At 59.3% G+C, this 17306-nt stretch carries 9 protein-coding genes; all 9 read left to right on the forward strand.

Features of this window, described 5'->3' with window-relative positions; all coding sequences use genetic code 11:
- The first annotated feature begins 157 nt into the window (after window positions 1-157).
- The 9 genes from htpG (at window position 158) to larA (ending at window position 17278) form a co-directional block, all read left to right on the forward strand.
- Window positions 158-2182, forward strand: a complete 2025-nt coding sequence (gene htpG, locus DW029_RS00065; protein WP_118344956.1) for a molecular chaperone HtpG — start codon at window positions 158-160, stop codon at window positions 2180-2182.
- A 445-nt stretch (window positions 2183-2627) separates the two neighbouring features.
- Window positions 2628-5393 (forward strand): YhgE/Pip domain-containing protein, encoded by a 2766-nt coding sequence (locus DW029_RS00070; RefSeq protein WP_233543746.1) that lies wholly within the window; start codon window positions 2628-2630, stop codon window positions 5391-5393.
- Window positions 5394-7583 (forward strand): YhgE/Pip domain-containing protein, encoded by a 2190-nt coding sequence (locus DW029_RS00075; protein ID WP_118344958.1) that lies wholly within the window; start codon window positions 5394-5396, stop codon window positions 7581-7583.
- Between the two features lie 339 nt (window positions 7584-7922).
- Window positions 7923-8906, forward strand: a complete 984-nt coding sequence (locus DW029_RS00080) for a DMT family transporter (RefSeq protein ID WP_117734685.1) — start codon at window positions 7923-7925, stop codon at window positions 8904-8906.
- Between the two features lie 116 nt (window positions 8907-9022).
- Entirely contained in the window at window positions 9023-10324 is a 1302-nt protein-coding gene (locus DW029_RS00085; RefSeq protein WP_199568406.1) for a M20 family metallopeptidase, read from the forward strand.
- Between the two features lie 196 nt (window positions 10325-10520).
- Entirely contained in the window at window positions 10521-10736 is a 216-nt protein-coding gene (locus DW029_RS00090) for a hypothetical protein (RefSeq protein WP_118344959.1), read from the forward strand.
- A 304-nt stretch (window positions 10737-11040) separates the two neighbouring features.
- Window positions 11041-12354 carry a histidine--tRNA ligase gene (gene hisS / locus DW029_RS00095; RefSeq protein WP_117743175.1) on the forward strand — a complete coding sequence of 438 codons (1314 nt, stop codon included), beginning with the start codon at window positions 11041-11043 and terminating at the stop codon, window positions 12352-12354.
- A 257-nt stretch (window positions 12355-12611) separates the two neighbouring features.
- On the forward strand, window positions 12612-15425 hold the full coding sequence (locus tag DW029_RS00100) for a phosphoenolpyruvate carboxylase (RefSeq protein ID WP_369832054.1): 2814 nt from the start codon (window positions 12612-12614) through the stop codon (window positions 15423-15425).
- A gap of 575 nt (window positions 15426-16000) precedes the next feature.
- On the forward strand, window positions 16001-17278 hold the full coding sequence (gene larA / locus DW029_RS00105; protein WP_117793995.1) for a nickel-dependent lactate racemase: 1278 nt from the start codon (window positions 16001-16003) through the stop codon (window positions 17276-17278).
- Window positions 17279-17306: the final 28 nt, after the last annotated feature.

Below are 17306 nucleotides of genomic sequence, written 5' to 3' on the forward strand. Positions count from 1 at the left end.
GGCGCATCGGAGCGTTTGGACATACAGTTTTTCGATACCGTGTGTATATATGCGCGCTAATGGGTTATAAAATCTAAGTCTGAACATAGCAGGTCTGCGATGCGGCTCGGGCAACCGGGCCGTTTTTGCGGACGGGGGTAGCGCGAAAGGACTGCACATGCGTCAATTTAAGACCGAGAGCAAAAAACTGCTCGACCTCATGATCAACTCCATCTACACCAATAAGGAAATCTTCCTGCGCGAGCTTATCTCTAACGCGAGCGACGCCGTTGACAAGCTCAACTTTAAGAGCCTGCAGGATCCGAGCGTCAAGCTCGACCAGGGCGACTTGGCTATTCGCGTCTCCTTTGATAAAGATGCCCGCACCATTACCATCTCGGATAACGGCATTGGCATGACCGCCGAGGAGCTCGAGCGCAATCTGGGCACCATCGCCCATTCCGGCTCCGAGGAGTTTAAGACCGAGAACGCCGAGCAGCAGGGTTCGGATGTCGATATCATCGGCCAGTTTGGCGTGGGCTTCTACTCTGCCTTTATGGTTGCCAGCCATGTGAAGGTGGTCAGCCGCGCCTATGGCGAGGACACCGCTCACGTGTGGGAGTCTGATGGTCTTGAGGGTTACACCATCGAAGACGGCGAGCGCGCCGAGCACGGTACCGATGTCGTCCTGACGCTGCGCGAGAACGAGAAGCTCGACGCCGACGGCGAGGCCGAGACCTACGATCGCTTCCTGACCGAGTGGGGCCTCAAGAGCCTGATTCAGCAGTACAGCAACTATGTGCGTTACCCGATCCAGATGATGGTGTCCAAGAGCCGCCAGAAGCCCAAGCCCGAGGATGCTGGCGACGATTATAAGCCCGAGTACGAGGACTACCAGGAGCTCGAGACCGTCAACTCCATGACGCCGATCTGGAAAAAGCGCAGCTCCGACGTTGAGCAGAAGGATTACAACGAGTTCTACAAGTCCACGTTCCACGACTTTGACGATCCGGCACGCACTATCAGCTTCCATGCCGAGGGTACGCTCGAGTACGACGCCCTGCTGTTTGTGCCGGGCCGCGCCCCGTTCGATCTGTACAGCAAGGACTACGAGAAGGGCCTGGCGCTCTACAGCTCCAACGTGCTGATTATGGAGAAGTGCGACGACCTGCTGCCCGACTACTACAACTTTGTCCGTGGCGTTGTGGATTCTGCCGACGTGTCGCTTAACATCTCGCGTGAGACACTGCAGCAGAACCGTCAACTCAAGGCCATCGCCAAGCGTGTCGAGAAGAAGATCACCGCCGACCTTGAGGATATGCGCGACAACGACCGCGAGGCCTACGAGAAGTTCTTCGAAAACTTTGGCCGCGGTCTTAAGTACGGCATCTACTCGAGCTATGGCATGAAGGCCGATGAGCTCGCCGACCTGTTGCTGTTCTGGTCTGCCAAGGAACAGAAGATGATTACCCTGGCCGAGTATGCCAAGGGCATGCCCGAGGATCAGAAGGCCATCTACTACGCCGCCGGCGACTCGCGTGAGCGCTTGGCCAAGATGCCCGTGGTAAAGGGCGTGCTCGACCGCGGCTATGACGTGCTGCTGCTGACGCAGGATGTGGACGAGTTCACGTTCCAGGCCATGCGTGAGTACGTGGCGCGCGATATGCCCAAGATCTATGAGGACGATGCCGCTCGCGAGGCTGCCGAGAAGGCCGTTGCCGACGGTGCCGAGCCCGAGGTCGAGGATCGTCACCTGGAGCTCAAGAACGTCGCTACCGGCGATCTTGACTTGGCAACCGAGGATGAGAAGAAGGAGGCCGAGGACGCTACCAAGGAGAACGAGGACCTCTTTGGCGCTATGAAGGAGGCACTCGGCGACAAGGTCGAGAAGGTTGCCGTTTCTGCGCGCCTGACCGATGCCCCCGCGTGCATCACCACCGAGGGCCCGCTTTCGCTCGAGATGGAGAAGGTGCTCCAGAAGGGTCCCGAGGGCGCGCCCGACGGCATGCCCAAGAGCCAGCGCGTGCTCGAGCTCAACGCCAAGCACCCGGTCTTTGTCAAGCTCGTTGCTGCTCAGAAGGCAGGCGATGCCGACAAGATCAAGCAGTACTCCGGTCTGCTCTACGATCAGGCCCTGCTGGTCGAGGGCATTCTGCCCGAGGACCCCGTGGCCTTCGCCGCAGCTGTCTGCGACCTGATGTAACTTAGTTACGCCGTTCTACCGAACGGCGTAACGGCTCGACGCTGCGCGGGCCGCATTTGGACAATCTGACGTTCAACTTCAAGGGCGCGACCAGAAGGTCAGCGCCCTTTCGTTTCACGTCACCTTGCCTCAAATGCGGCCCGCTCGCTCTGTCCGTCCTCTACCTGCGGCGCCGTAATGGTCCAAAGTAGTCGTTGGGGACGTTCTTGTTTGACTAGTCGTTTAAGAACGTCCCCAATGACTATTCGGACTGCTAATTTGTGCGGGTTGTGGTTTTGTGACCTGCTGAAATAAAAGATACTGTACAACTGTACGTTAACTCATCTTCGTAGTATATTGCTACCCGCAAAACCCAATACCATTGTGCCTCGAGGTGCTAAAACGCCTACGTACAATGGTTATCGATAGTACGATTCGATTCAACGACAGGATGGATGGTCCAAGCGTGAGTCTCGGCAGCAAACTATCCGACGCAAAGGTCTCCTTTGCGATATTTAAGCGCGACATTAAGCGATTGCTCGTGAACCCCGTCGCCTTGGTGGTTACCCTGGGCGTGTGCGTTATCCCTTCGCTATATGCCTGGTACAACATCGTGGCCAATTGGGATCCGTACGGAAACACCCAGGGCATCAAGATTGCTATCGCCAACAACGATCAGGGTACTCAGAACGATCTGGTGGGCGAGCTCAACGCGGGCGACAAGGTTGTCGATCAGCTCAAGGAGAACAATCGGTTGGGCTGGACCTTCGTTGATTCGGCGGCCGATGCCAAGGAAGGTGTCGAGAGCGGTGAGTATTACGCCGCAATCGTGATTCCCAAGAACTTCTCTAACAATTTGGTTTCGATGCTCGACGGCAACTACCATCAGCCCAAGCTGACGTACTACGTCAATGAGAAGAAGAGCGCCATCGCCCCCAAGGTTACCGATACTGGTGCCAACACCATCGAGGAGCAGATCAACTCCGAATTTGTGTCCACGGTCGGCGAGACCGTTGCCGGCATCGCGAAAGATGCAGGTATCGACTTTAAGGACAAGGCAACCCAGACGCAGGATTCGCTGGCAGCCTCGGTGTCCGAGGCATCCGATACCTTGAGCGAGGTGCGCGATTCGATTGGCGACATGAATGCCGCCATCGATAAGACGAGCGGCGCCATCGCCTCGGCAGACGCGGCACTTGCCGGCTTGCAGGGTCAGACACCGTCGCTGACGCAGGCGATCTCCCAGGGCAATGGCCTGTTGGGCGAAGCGCGCACCACGGCGGGCAAGTCTATTACCTCGCTCTCCAAGGCGCTCTCGGAAGGCAGCCTTGCCCTATCCAAGACGTCGGCATCGGCGAACACCGCAATCGGAAAGATGGCGGGCGCCTTGACGTCAACGACCACTCGCATCGACAACTCGCTCGAATCGCTTCAGATGACGATTGACAATAACAAGGCGCTTATCGATCGTCTGCAGGATCTGGCCGACAGTGTGCCGACGGGCTCGGAGGAAATCAGTGCGCTTATCGCGTCGACAATCGATGCACTTCGTGGACAAAACGAAAGCCTACAGGCCGTCAAAAACAGTCTCTCCGCGCAATCAAACGCTATCGCAAATGATGCATCGACTGTTTCGGGCGCCAGTGATGCTATCAACAATGCAATCCAAATCGGTACGGCCAACATAGGCCAGGCCCAGACGGACCTGGGGCAAAACGCGCTGCCGAAAGCCTCGAGCGCGCTCGATTCCTTTGCTGCTGTTTCGGGTGATCTGACGGGAATCGTATCTGGTCTCACGCCTACCATTGCAAATGCGCGCGGTACGCTGTCGCAGCTTGACGCTACGCTCAAGCAGGCTAAGACTACGCTGTCGCAGACCGATACCTCGCTTGCCAAGGTCCAGGACAAGCTTGCAACCGCCGCTAACGATATTGCGGCGCTGCAGACCTCCGATTCTATGGGCGAGCTGGCCGAGCTGATGAACGTCGATGTCAATGACGTTGCCGACTTTATGGCATCTCCGGTTGAGTTGACGTCCAAGTCGATCTATCCGGTCAAGAGCTTTGGTTCGGGCATCGCCCCCTTCTACACTAATCTGGCGCTTTGGGTGGGCGGCTACGTGCTCATCGCCATCTACAAGCTCGAGGTCGACCGCGAGGGCATCGGCAGCTTTACCGCGCGTCAGGGCTACTTTGGCCGCTGGCTGCTGCTGGTAATCCTGGGCGCGTTCCAAGCCATCATCGTAACCGTGGGTGATCTGGTCATTGGCGTGCAGTGCATCAACCCGCTGCTGTTCGTGCTGGGCGGCATCGCTATCTCGTTCACGTACGTCAATATCATCTACGCGCTGTCCACTACGTTTAAACATATCGGCAAGGCGATTGGCGTCATCCTAGTTATCGTGCAGATTCCCGGTTCGTCGGGCATGTATCCTATCGAGATGATGCCCGGCTTCTTCCAATGGCTGCATCCGCTGCTGCCTTTTACCTACGGCATCAATCTGCTGCGCGAGACCGTCGGCGGCATGTACTCGTTCAGCTACCTGTTCAACCTGTGCATCTTGGGCGTGTTCCTTGCCATCGCACTCTTTATTGGCTTGCAGCTGCGTCCGCTGCTGCTCAACCTCAACCTGCTCTTTGACAAGCAGCTTTCCACGACAGGCCTTATGATCTGCGAGTCCAATGACCTGCCGCGCCAACGCTATTCGCTGCGTACAGCAATGCGCGTCATGCTCGATTCCGATTCATACCGTCGTGAGCTGCTCGAACATGCAGTGGCTTTTGAGCATCGTTACCCGTACTACATCAAGGGCGGATTTGCCGCCGTGGTGGGCGTGCAGGTGCTGCTCTTTGTGCTGTCGACGGTTCTCGACCTGGACAACAACGGCAAGATCATCCTGCTGGTCATCTGGATTGTCTCGGTCATCGCCATCTGCGGCTGGCTCATCAACATCGAGTACATCCGCTCGAGCCTCAACACCCAAATGCGCATCTCGGCGCTTTCGGACGAGGACCTGCGCCGTGAGATGCGCGAGCACACAGCGGCGATCCCTGCCGCCCGTCGCATGTTTGGCCTGAATGCCAGCGGGCGAGGCTCTAAATCCAAGGATCAGGCTGCCGGCCAGTCCATTCACCACGATATGCACCATGTGCCCGCGAACGGGGACGACACATTTATGATGAATGAGGATAGCGCCCCGCTTGGCAAGCACTCAAAAGGAGGTGAGGCATAAATGAAGAGCATCCTACATCTGTTTAAGCGCGACGTCCAAAACGTGTCTCACTCCGTGATCGGCATGATTGTCGTGATGGGTCTGATCATCGTGCCGTGCCTCTACGCATGGTTTAACATCGCCGGCAGCTGGGATCCGTACGGCAACACCGGAAACCTCAAGATCGCTGTGGTCAACACCGATGAGGGTTACGAGAGTGATCTGATTCCCGTCGAGATCAACGTGGGAGAAAACGTTACCGCCGCTCTGCGTGGTAACGAGAACTTTGACTGGATTGTGCTCAACGATCGCGATAAGGCTATTGACGGTGTTAAGTCGGGCGCTTACTATGCGGCCGTCGTAATCCCCAAGAGCTTCAGCTCCGACATGATGACGCTCTTCTCGACCGACGTGAAACACGCCGATATCGAGTTCTATGAGAACCAGAAGGCCAACGCCATCGCCCAGATCGTGACCGAGAAGGGCTCGAGCGCCGTCCAGAGCCAGGTCAACGAGACCTTTACCAAGACCATCACGACAATCGGCCTTAAGACGGTGTCCAGCCTGCTCGATTACATGAGCACCGACCAAGTGAGCAACTTTATCGCCAACCTGTCCTCGACGCTGGGTGATTCGGTCGAGGACCTGCAAGACATCAAGGCCAGAGCGACTTCGCTTGCGGGCATCTTGAGCTCCACGTCCGATTCGCTGACGTCGGCGGGCGGCCTGCTCAAGCAGACCGGAACTACCGAGCAGTCGGTGAAGCAGCTGATGGAGCATGCCGAGAGCGGTATTGCTGATTCCGAGCAGGCGCTCAAGGCAGCTAGCGATGCCATCGATGCGGCGATTGATGGAAGTGCCGGGTCGTTCGACAACGTGTCCACCGAGCTCGCAAAGGCCTTTGACGCCGCGAACCAGCATGTCGATCTGACGGTGTCACAGCTCAACGATGGTGCCGCGTCACTCAATGCGCGTGCCGACGAGATTGATGCCGCGGCGGATAAGCTCCGTAGTCTTGCTGGCCAGGTGAGTAACGAAAAGCTCAAGGCAGGGCTTGAGGACGCGGCTGCTGAGCTTGGCAAAACCGCGACTGAGTACCGCAACAATGCCAAGGAGCTGACGGGCATCGCAACGTCTCTCTCGGACAGCATGGCAAAGGTTAACGATGTCCGCGCCGAAACCGACCAGGCGATCGCCGACGCCAAGGCGGGTGTCTCGGGTGCCAAGATCGATTACGACTCCACATTCTCGGTCAAGGCAAAGGAGCTCAAGAAGACCATCTCGGGCGTTTTGGATTCGCTGAACGGTATTTCGAGCAATCTGGATAGTGCCGTGAGCGGCCTCACTGATGCATCCGGCTCGTTGGCGAAGGGCCTCTCCAAGGCTGCCAAGCTGGTCAACAAGGCTTCCGATCAGCTAGGTGAAGCGTCCGATAAGATCAGCGCCTTTAAGGACGAGCTCGATGGCGCCCTGATGTCGGACGATCTGGCCACGATCAAGACGATGATTGGCAACGATCCCGAGGGTTTGGCTGTGTCGCTTTCAGGCCCCGTCGCGCTCGACCGCAAGCCGGTCTATCCGATCCGAAATTACGGTTCGGCCATGGCGCCGTTCTATACGATCCTGTCGCTGTGGGTGGGCTCGATCGTGCTGGCAGCCATGATGAAGGTGTCGGTTGACGATGAACTCATCAACGAGCTGATCCCCGTGCGCCTGCACGAGATCTACCTGGGTCGTTACCTGTTCTTTGGCGGTCTGGCCCTGCTGCAGGCAACGCTCGTGTGCTCGGGCGACATTCTGTTCTTTGGCATCCAGTGCGACAACCCACTGCAGTTTGTGCTGGCGGGCTGGGTCGCGAGTCTCGTGTTCTCCAATATCGTCTACACGCTTACGGTTTCGTTTGGCGATATCGGCAAGGCGCTCGCCGTCGTGCTGCTGGTCATGCAGGTCGGCGGTTCGGGCGGCACGTTCCCCATCGAGATGACCGGTCCCGTGTTCCAGGCGATCTATCCGTTCCTGCCGTTTACTCACGGCATCAACGCCATGCATGCCGCCATGGCCGGTGCCTACCATATGGAGTACTGGATTGAGCTAGGCATTCTGGCGAGCTATCTGATTCCGTCGCTGGCACTGGGCGTCGTCTTCCGTCGCCCGGTCATCAAAGCCAACGACTGGATCATCGAAAAGCTGGAATCAACAAAGCTTATCTAGTACAGCAACGTTAACGCCGATGCAGCGCTAATGCCAGCGAGCGAGCCGCATTTGCGCCAAGGTGACGTGAAATGAAAGGGCGCTGACCTTCTGGTCGCGCCCTTGAAATGGAACGTCAGATTGGCGTGAATGCGGCTCGCGCAGCGTCGGCCGGTCCGCCGTTCGGTAGAACGGCGGAACAAAACGCTTTAGTGGGCTGGATTGCGATGCGGCACTGGTTGTTGCTACAGTAGCGGGGCGTACCGGGGGTCCGGTGCGCCCTGTTTTTATTTGACCATGAGGCGGCACGCGGTCACGCGCGTGCGGACACCACGCCCAGACTGAGCGCGAGGATGCCCTATGGCCCAGAATGCCGTTGATGAAATCGAAAACATGCCCGATAGCCCTGTCGCACGGGAGGACCTGGGCGCCGGCGGCACCTCCCGTGGCGCCGGAGCGCGTTCTCCGTTCTTCTGGAAGGCCTTGCTGTTTTCGGTGGCGGTCATCTGGGGCTATTCCTTTACCACCATGAAAGATGCGCTCGATACCGTTCCGGTGTTCGAGCTGGTCTACGTTCGCTTTCTCCCGGCATCACTGGTTATGTTTGCCATTTTCCACAAACGAATCATCGCGCACTTTAATGCTCGCAACCTTATCGTCGGGCTTGGTATGGGCGCACTTATGTGGGGCGCGTACGGTTTGCAGACGATTGGCTTGGCACAGACCACGGCGGGCAAGAGTGCATTTTTGACGGGTACCTATTGCATCCTCGTGCCGTTTGCGAGCTATGTCCTGGGCGGAGAAAAGCTTACCCGTTACAACTTGGGCGCCGCATTGCTGTGCCTGGCGGGCATTGGCCTGGTGGCACTCGATAGCGTCGAGTTCAATGCCGGAGATGTCATCACGTTGGGCGGCGCGGTCTTCTTTGCTATCCAGATGGCGGTGACCGCCAAGTATGGCCGCAAGATGGATATCAACGTCATCACGTTTTGGATGTTTGTGGGCAATGGCGTTTTGAGCTTAATCACGTCGCTACTATTCGAGACTCAGGCGCCTCTGTCCGTGTGGACGCCGAGCTTTATCGGCGTGGTGGCCTTTCTCTCGGTGGGTTGTACGTGCGTGGCCCTGCTCGTCCAAAACGTCGGTCTGGCGCATGTCCCCGCCTCGACGGGCTCGCTGCTTCTTTCGATGGAGTCCCCCTCGGGCGTGCTGTTCTCGGTGCTGCTGATGGGGGAGGCGCTCACCTCGCGCCTGCTTGCCGGCTTTGCGCTCATCTTTTTGTCGATTATCTTGAGCGAGACGCATTTCGATTTCTTGCGCCGAAAATCTCGCCCGCAATTGTAAACAACTTGTTGCGCCGCCCTTCCAGGGCGGCATTTTTTGTGTCATGCCCTTACAGTTGTGCCTTGCACTTTATGCTGTCAAAGTGCGTGCTGCAAAAACGTTACTGGAGGGCATCTATGGCACCAGCTCTGTCCGATCTTCAACCGCAACCAGCGCCTCAGGCTACCACAGCGGCGCAGACCGCTATCGACGATGGCCTGGTCAAAGAAGCCCAGGCATTTGCCGGTGAGCTTGCCGCATGGCGCCACGATCTCCATCAGATGCCCGAGCTCGGTAACAATCTTCCGCAGACGTCTGCCTATATCCAGGCACGTCTGGACGAGATGGACATTCCCTATACCACGCTTGTCGACGGCTCCTGTGTTGTTGGCCTGATCGGTGCCGGTGCGGCCGCGGCTGCTCAGGGCAATGGTGCGTGCGCGGACGGGCAGTCCGGTACGGTTATCATGCTTCGCGGCGACATGGATGCCCTGCCCGTTGCCGAGGAATCGGGCGAGCCTTTCGCTTCCACCAACGGCTGCATGCACGCTTGTGGCCACGATATGCACGCGACGGCGCTGCTTGGTGCGGCGCGCCTGCTCAAGGCCCGCGAGGCAGAGCTTGTTGATGCCAACGCCACGGTTAAGTTGCTGTTCCAGCCGGGCGAGGAGACCTTTGAGGGCGCTCGCGCTGCCATCGCCGATGGCCTGCTGCAGAACCCGCGTCCTCAGGCGGCCTTTGCCATGCACGTTAACAGCCAGTCGCCGCTTGGCCTGGTGCTCTATGGCAGCCCTGCACTTTCGGGTGTATACGGTTTTCGCATCACGCTCCAGGGCAAGGGTGGTCACGGCTCGAGCCCCGAGATTTGCATCGACCCCATCACGGCGGGCGTGCATGTGCACCTGGCGCTCCAGGAGCTTATCTCCCGCGAGGTGCCGGCGGCCAAGGAGGTCGCACTTACCGTGGGTAAGTTCGCCGGCGGTCAGGCTGCCAACGTCATCCCAGATACCTGCGTGCTGGAAGGCACGCTGCGCGGCTTCGACGTTGAGCTCATAGAGCACCTCAAGACCCGCATCGCCGAGGTCGTCAACGGCGTTGCCGCAACATATCGTACGCCGGCGACTATCGAGACACTCTCGGATGTTCCCCCGCTCGTACTCGACAGCGATATGACTCAGGCGTCGCTTGGTTACGTGGGCGCAGTGCTGCCCAAGGCCGCCTTCTTGCCGCTGTTCCATGCCATGGCGAGTGAGGACTTCGCGCTTATCTCGAGCGAGATCCCAAGTGCGTACTTTACGGTGGGCGCGGCCGTAACCGACACGGACGAGCATTTTGCCCAGCATCATCCCAAGGCGCGCTTTAACGATGCCGAGCTTCCCCTCGGCGCCGCGGCTTATGCCGCCGTCGCTCTCGGATACATTGCGGACCACAAGGAGTAATCCATGTCTCAGCAACGTAAATTCTTCCCCGGCTGGCTCGTGGTGGCCTCCGGCTTTGTGATCATGGCCACGTGCTACACAATTTTCGTCAACTGCATGAGCCTGTTCCAGCCGCTCATCGTCAGCGACCTGGGCATTTCCCTTGCGCAGTACACCATCTCCAACGCCCACGATCGCCGCGTCCAAGCAGTTTGGCATGGCCGACCTCGGCAAGGTCACGGGCACCATTACCTCGCTCGAGATGGTCGGCGGCACCGTAGGCGCTATCGTCTCGGGCGTGCTGTTCGATGCCACGGGCTCCTTTGCGAGCGCCTGGATCGTGTGCCTGGTGTGTTCTGTTGTCATGCTCGTATTCCTGCTGGCCTCGGAGCCCATCGCCGCCAAGCTGCGCGCAAGCGTGGCGGGGGAGTAGGCGTCCGTCGCTCTTTTCTGTTCGCCCCGTTCTGTCCGTGGCCGCCTTGGAAGCCGAATGGATGCTCGTGCCATCATTCGGTTTCCAAGGCGGCCACGGGCCTACGAAATGATCCGTTTTCCTCCGTCCCCAACAGATCACGTGATCCGAAGGGGACGGAGGAAAGCGGATCGCAAACAGCGGCGGTGCGTCTGGCCGAACGAGTCCCCATACCCTCGTTCGGCCAGACGCGCCGTCGCTGTTTGCGTTTGTGCCGTATAATGACCGTTACCTATGACGCGATACAAAAGAAAGGTGTTTGCCCATGCAGGCACAGAAGGCGGAGGGAACCCGCGACCTTATCGGCGCCGAGATGCGCGCCTGGCAAAAGATGCAGCAGATTGCTGCCGGCGTGTTCGAGCCGTTTGGCTTTAAGCCCATCGAGACGCCCGCGATCGAGCAGGTTGACGTGTTTGTCCACGGTATCGGCCAGTCGACCGACGTCGTGCGCAAGGAGATGTTCCGCGTGTTTAGCGGCGCCAACCTGGAGCGCGTCTTTACCGAGGGCACCGACACCAAACTCAAGCCCAAGCAGCGCCTGGCACTTCGCCCCGAGGGCACGGCCGGCGTGGTGCGCGCCGTCGTCGAGAACAATCTGGTGCCCCAGGGCTCCACGCCGTTTAAGGCGTACTACGCCGAGGCCATGTTCCGTGGCGAGCGTCCCCAGAAGGGTCGTCTGCGCCAGTTCCACCAGGTGGGCATCGAGTGGCTCGGCGCTCCCGATCCGGCGGCAGACGCCGAGTGCATCATCATGCTCATGGAGTTCTACAAGCGCCTGGGCTTCGATCTTTCCAAGCTTCGTCTGCTCATCAACTCGATGGGTGACGCCCAGTGCCGTCCGGCTTACCGCGAGCAGGTTAAGCAGTTCATCCTCGATCACGCCGACGAGATGTGCGATGAGTGCCGTGAGCGCGCCGAGCTCAACCCGCTGCGTGCCTTCGACTGCAAGAACGACCATTGCCGCGAGATCATGGCCGAGGCCCCGCTGATGGGTGACAACCTGTGCGACGAGTGCCGCGAGCACTACGAGCAGGTCAAGCGCTATCTGGATGCCGCCGGTATCGAGTATGTCGAGGATCCCACCTTGGTGCGCGGCCTGGACTACTACACCCGTACCGTCTTTGAGGTCGAGGCCCCTGGCGCCGGCGTCGGCTCCATCGGCGGCGGCGGCCGCTACGACGGCCTGGTTGAGCTCGAGGGCGGCAAGCCTACGGCCGGCGTCGGCTTCGCCGTCGGTTTTGAGCGCGCCCTGCTGGCCTTGCAGGCCTTTGGCAGCGACCTGGGTGCCGATGAGGCCCCGTGTGTTTATGTCGCCAACGCCGGCAAGGAGCTGCGCCAGAACGTCTTTGCCATTACGCAGGAGCTTCGCGCCGCAGGCATCGTGACCGAGGCCGACTATCAGGGCCGTTCGCTCAAGGCCCAGTTTAAGCAGGCCGATAAGGTGGGCGCCAAGCTCATCCTGGTCCTGGGCGGCGACGAGCTTGCCGCCGGCAAGGTCAAGGTGCGCGACATGGAGAGCCATGACGAGGTACTGGTCGATCTGGCCAACGTCGTCGAGGCGGTTCGTGAGCGCCTGTAGCGCATCTTTTTGAGCTGCGGACCCGCTTGAGTGTCCCGTTCATTGCGAGCGATTGTTACGGGGGTGTTTCGCATTTATGCGGAATGCCCCCGTTTGTGTATGCCGTCCACCGAGAAATACGACCATTTAGGGCAAAAACCCTTGCAATGCAGAAAATACTTTTGTGTGGTAAAGCGCAATCAGTGTCGAAAGTATTTCTCAAGCGCCTATAATGAATACCGCATGTTACGTGCATAGAAGGAGGAATGGGAGGAAACGTGGCTGAGAACCTAAGCAACCAGTCTGTACCCGAAGCCGCGGCGCGCGTCGCTGCCGTGGTCAACCGCCTCGTTAACCGAATCGGCTCGAATGCCGAGTCCAGGGAGCGTCTCGCCGAGATCGAGATCCCCGAGGAGCTGCGCGACAATTTGGCGTTGTTCCTACGCCTGGAGCGTCGTGTGCTTAGCGAGTATGATCCCGAGATCGCGGACCTGTTCGACAAAATCCTGTCGGCCGAGATTGTGGCCAATGCCGGCAACCCCGGTACCCGCGCTGCCGACGAGGCCGTCGACGAGCAGGGCGTGCCCACCGCCGACGAGCCCACCGCCGTGGCGTTTCGCGAGGTCGTCGATCTGATCGACAGTCTGCCGCTCGATAAGCAGCAGGTCATCGTTCGCGCCTTTACGAGCTTCTTCCACTTGGCAAACCTGTCGGAGGAGAACTACCGTGTGGCGCAGCTGCGCGAGCGCGAGGCCGGTGCGTCGACCGATACCGAGGTCGATCCCGCCAACGAGCTCACCGTCGCCTATCACCAGCTGGTGAATGAGCTGGGTGTCGAGGGCGCCAACGGGCTGCTCGGCAAGCTTGAGTTCCATCCCGTCTTTACCGCGCATCCCACCGAGGCCCGTCGCAAGGCCGTCGAGGGCAAGATTCGCCGTATCTCCAACCTGCTGGAGGAGCGTCCGCGCCTGGGCGGCTCCGACCTGGTGGAGAACGAGCGCCATATGCTGCAGGAGATCGACGCCCTGGTGCGTACGAGCCCCATCGCGCTCAAGAAGCCCACGCCGGTCGAGGAAGCCGATACCATCATCGACATCTTCGATAACACGCTGTTCGACGTCATCCCCGTCATCTATCGTCGCTTTGACGACTGGGTGCTGGGCGACAAGGCCGGTACCGTGCCGCCGCTGTGCCCGGCGTTCTTCCATCCCGGCAGCTGGATTGGTTCCGACCGCGACGGTAACCCCAACGTCACCGCCAAGGTGAGCCGTGAGGTCGCCGCCAAGTACTTCACCCACATGGTGCTCAAGCTCGAGGACAAGTGCCGCCGCATCGGCCGCAACCTCACGCTCGAGGCCACCTACAGCAAGCCGTCTGCCGAGCTCATCAACCTGTGGAACCATCAGGTCGAGATGAGCGCCCAGTACACCGCACGTGCTGAACTGATCTCCGAGCACGAGCCGCATCGCGCCGTCATGCTCGTCATGGCCGACCGTCTGAACGCCACCGTGCGTCGCATCACCGACACCATGTACCACAGCGCCGATGAGTTCCTGGAGGACCTGCGTGTCGTCCAGCGCTCGCTGGCCGCCTGCGGTGCCGTCCGTGCTGCCTACGGCCCGGTCCAGACCATCATCTGGCAGGTCGAGTCCTTCGGCTTCCATATGGTCGAGATGGAGTTCCGTCAGCACTCCGTGGTGCACGCCCGCGCCCTCAAGGATATCCACGAGAACGGTATCCATGGCGACCTGCAGCCCATGACGCGCGAGGTCATCGATACCTTCCGCGCTATCGGCTCCATCCAGAAGCGCTACGGCAAGAAGATGGCGCATCGCTACATCATCTCGTTCACCAAGAGCGCCCAGCATGTGGCCGACGTCTTTGAGCTTGCCCACCTGTCCTTTGCACACGAGGAGGATGTCCCCGAGCTCGACGTGATCCCGCTGTTCGAGCAGCTCGAGGACCTCGAGGGCTGTGTCGACGTGCTCGATCAGATGCTCACGCTGCCCGTGGTGCAAAAGCGCCTTGCCCAGACCAACCGCCGCATGGAGGTCATGCTGGGCTATTCCGACTCCTCCAAGGATGCCGGTCCTACCACGGCCATGCTCGCGCTGCACTCCGCGCAGGAGCGCATCGCCAAGTGGGCCGAGAAGAACGATATCGACCTGGTGCTCATGCACGGTCGCGGCGGTGCCGTGGGCCGTGGCGGCGGCCCGGCCAACAAGGCCGTGCTGGCGCAGCCCAAGGGTTCGGTCAACTGCTTCTTTAAGCTCACCGAGCAGGGCGAAGTCATCTTTGCCCGTTACGGCAACCGCACGCTGGCTCAGCGCCATGTTGAGTCCGTTGCTGCCGCAACGCTTTTGCAGTCGGCCCCGAGTGTCGAGAAGACCAACACCGAGACCACGCAGAAGTTCTGGAATATGGCCGAGAAACTCAACGCAGTAAGCCATGAGCGCTATCTGGACCTGCTGAACACCGAGGACTTTACACCGTGGTTCTCGACCGTGACGCCGCTGACCGAGGTCGGTCTGCTGCCGATCGGCTCGCGTCCCGCCAAGCGCGGCTTGGGTGCCAAGTCGCTTGACGACCTGCGTACCATTCCGTGGATCTTTAGCTGGAGCCAGGCGCGCATCAATCTGGCCGCTTGGTACGGCCTGGGCACCGCCTGCGAGCAGCTGGGCGACCTTGACCAGCTTAAGGCTGCCTACCAGGAGTGGCCGTTCTTCCGCACCTTTATCGACAACATCGAGATGTCGATCGCCAAGACCGACCAGCGCATCGCCAAGATGTATCTGCACCTGGGCGATCGCCAGGATCTGTCCGAGAAGGTCTTTACCGAGATGCAGCTCACCCGTAAGTGGGTCCTTGCCATCGTCGGTGACGAGTGGCCGCTGCAGCGTCGTCGCGTGCTCGGCTGCGCCGTTCGCGTGCGCAACCCCTATGTTGATGCCCTGTCCATCGCCCAGGTCCGCGCCCTTCGCGAGGTGCGTATGAACCAGGACGAGATGGCCGAGGAGAAGAAGGCCGAGTACATGAGCCTGATTCTTTCGACTGTGACCGGCGTCTCGGCAGGATTGCAAAACACGGGGTAATCGATAGCCCTGTAGTCGTCCGGGCCCGCCATTAGTTTACTTTTAGGCACGTCCTCGGACATGCAAGAAGCCCTCGCTGCGCACTTCGTGCGGCGAGGGCTTCTCGCGTCCTGCGGAGTGTGCCTAAAAGTAAACTTATGGCGGACCCTTCGATGTCCGGTCTTCGGCGGATTACTGGCTGGGGAAATAATGGCGCACTTCGCGCGTTTGGAAAGGGCTTCGTGCTGCGGAATGCATTCAGCGGGAAACCCATTGGGCCCCTTCGGCCTCGGTCTTCAGGGATTACAGCTGAGGGGAGAATGGCGCGCTTCGCGCGTTTTGGATGGGGTTTGTCCCGGCGGCGCGTTTGGCGCTCCGCGCTTCGCGTCTTATCGATTGGGATTGAGATGCATGTGGCGCTTCTCGCCTTACGACTGTAGCGGCCGCGGTTCCCTTTGGGATCGCGGTCGTTTTGTTGTGGGTCAAATATGAACGTTGTGTTAATGAGTCGGTGGACGGTGGTGTTTTTCGGTGAACGGCGTATCCTTCCGACGGTTTGACTAGTGTGTCAGTTGAAAGGAAGAGGGCGCTCGTCAATGTTTGAATGTGAACTGCCGTTTGACCACAAGACGTTGCATCTGGAGCTCGAGGACAAGAACTTCGCGGGTGTGATGGAAGGTCATCAAAACGAGTTTAAGACTACGAAATCGCAGGAAGAACTGGTAGAGGAGTCGCTTGCCAACCCTTATGGCTCACCTTCGCTCGAGGAGCTTTGTGCTGGTAAAAAGAACATCGTCATCATCAGCTCCGACCATACGCGTCCCGTTCCCTCGCGTGTGACGATGCCTATTCTGCTGCATCACATTCATGCCGCTGCGCCCGAGGCTCGTGTGCGTATTTTGGTTGCTACGGGTATGCACCGTCCGTCGACGCACGAGGAGCTCGTCAACAAGTATGGCGAGGACATCGTTGCCAACGAGGAAATCGTTATGCATGTCGCAACCGACGACAGCATGATGAAGAAGATCGGCACCCTACCTTCTGGTGGCGAGTGCATCATCAACAAGATCGCTGCCGATTGCGACCTGCTTCTTGCCGAGGGCTTCATTGAGCCGCACTTCTTTGCCGGCTTCTCTGGCAGCCGAAAGTCTGTCCTGCCCGGCATCGCCAGCTATAAGACCATCATGTACAACCACAACGGTCAGTTTGTGAACGACTCCCATTCGCGTGCCGGCAACCTGTGCCACAACCACGTGAGCGAGGATATGTTCGCCGCTGCCGAGATGGCTCACCTTGCCTTTGTGCTTAACGTGGTGCTCAACGGCAAGCACGAGGTCATTGGCTCCTTTGCCGGTGACATCCACAAGGCACACGAGGCTGGCTGCGAGTTCGTGAAGAGCCTTGCCGGCGTTGAGCCCGTCGAGTGCGAGATTGCCATCACCACCAACGGTGGTTACCCGCTCGACCAGAACATCTACCAGGCCGTGAAGGGCATGTGCGCTGCCGAGGCCACGCTTCCCGAGGGCGGCGTGATCATCGATGTCGCCGGCTGCGCCGACGGTCACGGCGGCGAGGGCTTCTATCACAACATCGCCGACAACGATCCGGCGGAGTTTGAGCGTGCCTGCATCGATCGCCCCAAGGACGAGACCCTGCCCGATCAGTGGACGAGCCAGATTTTTGCTCGCATCCTGGCACATCACCCTGTGATCATGGTTACCGACCTGTGCGACCACCAGATGCTCAAGGATATGCACATGACGCCGGTTAACACCCTCGAGGAGGCGCTCAAGCTCGCCTTTGAGATGAAGGGTGCCGACGCCAAGGTCGCCGTCATCCCCGATGGCCTGGGTGTTGTCGTCGCCCAGCACTAGTGCGCGGCTTAAACGAATCGTTTGTAAC

This window comes from Collinsella sp. AF38-3AC, from assembly GCF_003474365.1.
Taxonomy (GTDB): Bacteria; Actinomycetota; Coriobacteriia; order Coriobacteriales; family Coriobacteriaceae; genus Collinsella.

Bases quoted from the DNA above. Each gene is read 5' to 3' on its own strand.
- htpG (WP_118344956.1), top strand. From the start codon at position 158: ATGCGTCAATTTAAGACCGAGAGCAAAAAACTGCTCGACCTCATGATC.
- DW029_RS00075 (WP_118344958.1), top strand. From the start codon at position 5,394: ATGAAGAGCATCCTACATCTGTTTAAGCGCGACGTCCAAAACGTGTCT.
- DW029_RS00080 (WP_117734685.1), top strand. From the start codon at position 7,923: ATGGCCCAGAATGCCGTTGATGAAATCGAAAACATGCCCGATAGCCCT.
- DW029_RS00085 (WP_199568406.1), top strand. From the start codon at position 9,023: ATGGCACCAGCTCTGTCCGATCTTCAACCGCAACCAGCGCCTCAGGCT.
- DW029_RS00090 (WP_118344959.1), top strand. From the start codon at position 10,521: ATGGCCGACCTCGGCAAGGTCACGGGCACCATTACCTCGCTCGAGATG.
- hisS (WP_117743175.1), top strand. From the start codon at position 11,041: ATGCAGGCACAGAAGGCGGAGGGAACCCGCGACCTTATCGGCGCCGAG.
- larA (WP_117793995.1), top strand. From the start codon at position 16,001: ATGTTTGAATGTGAACTGCCGTTTGACCACAAGACGTTGCATCTGGAG.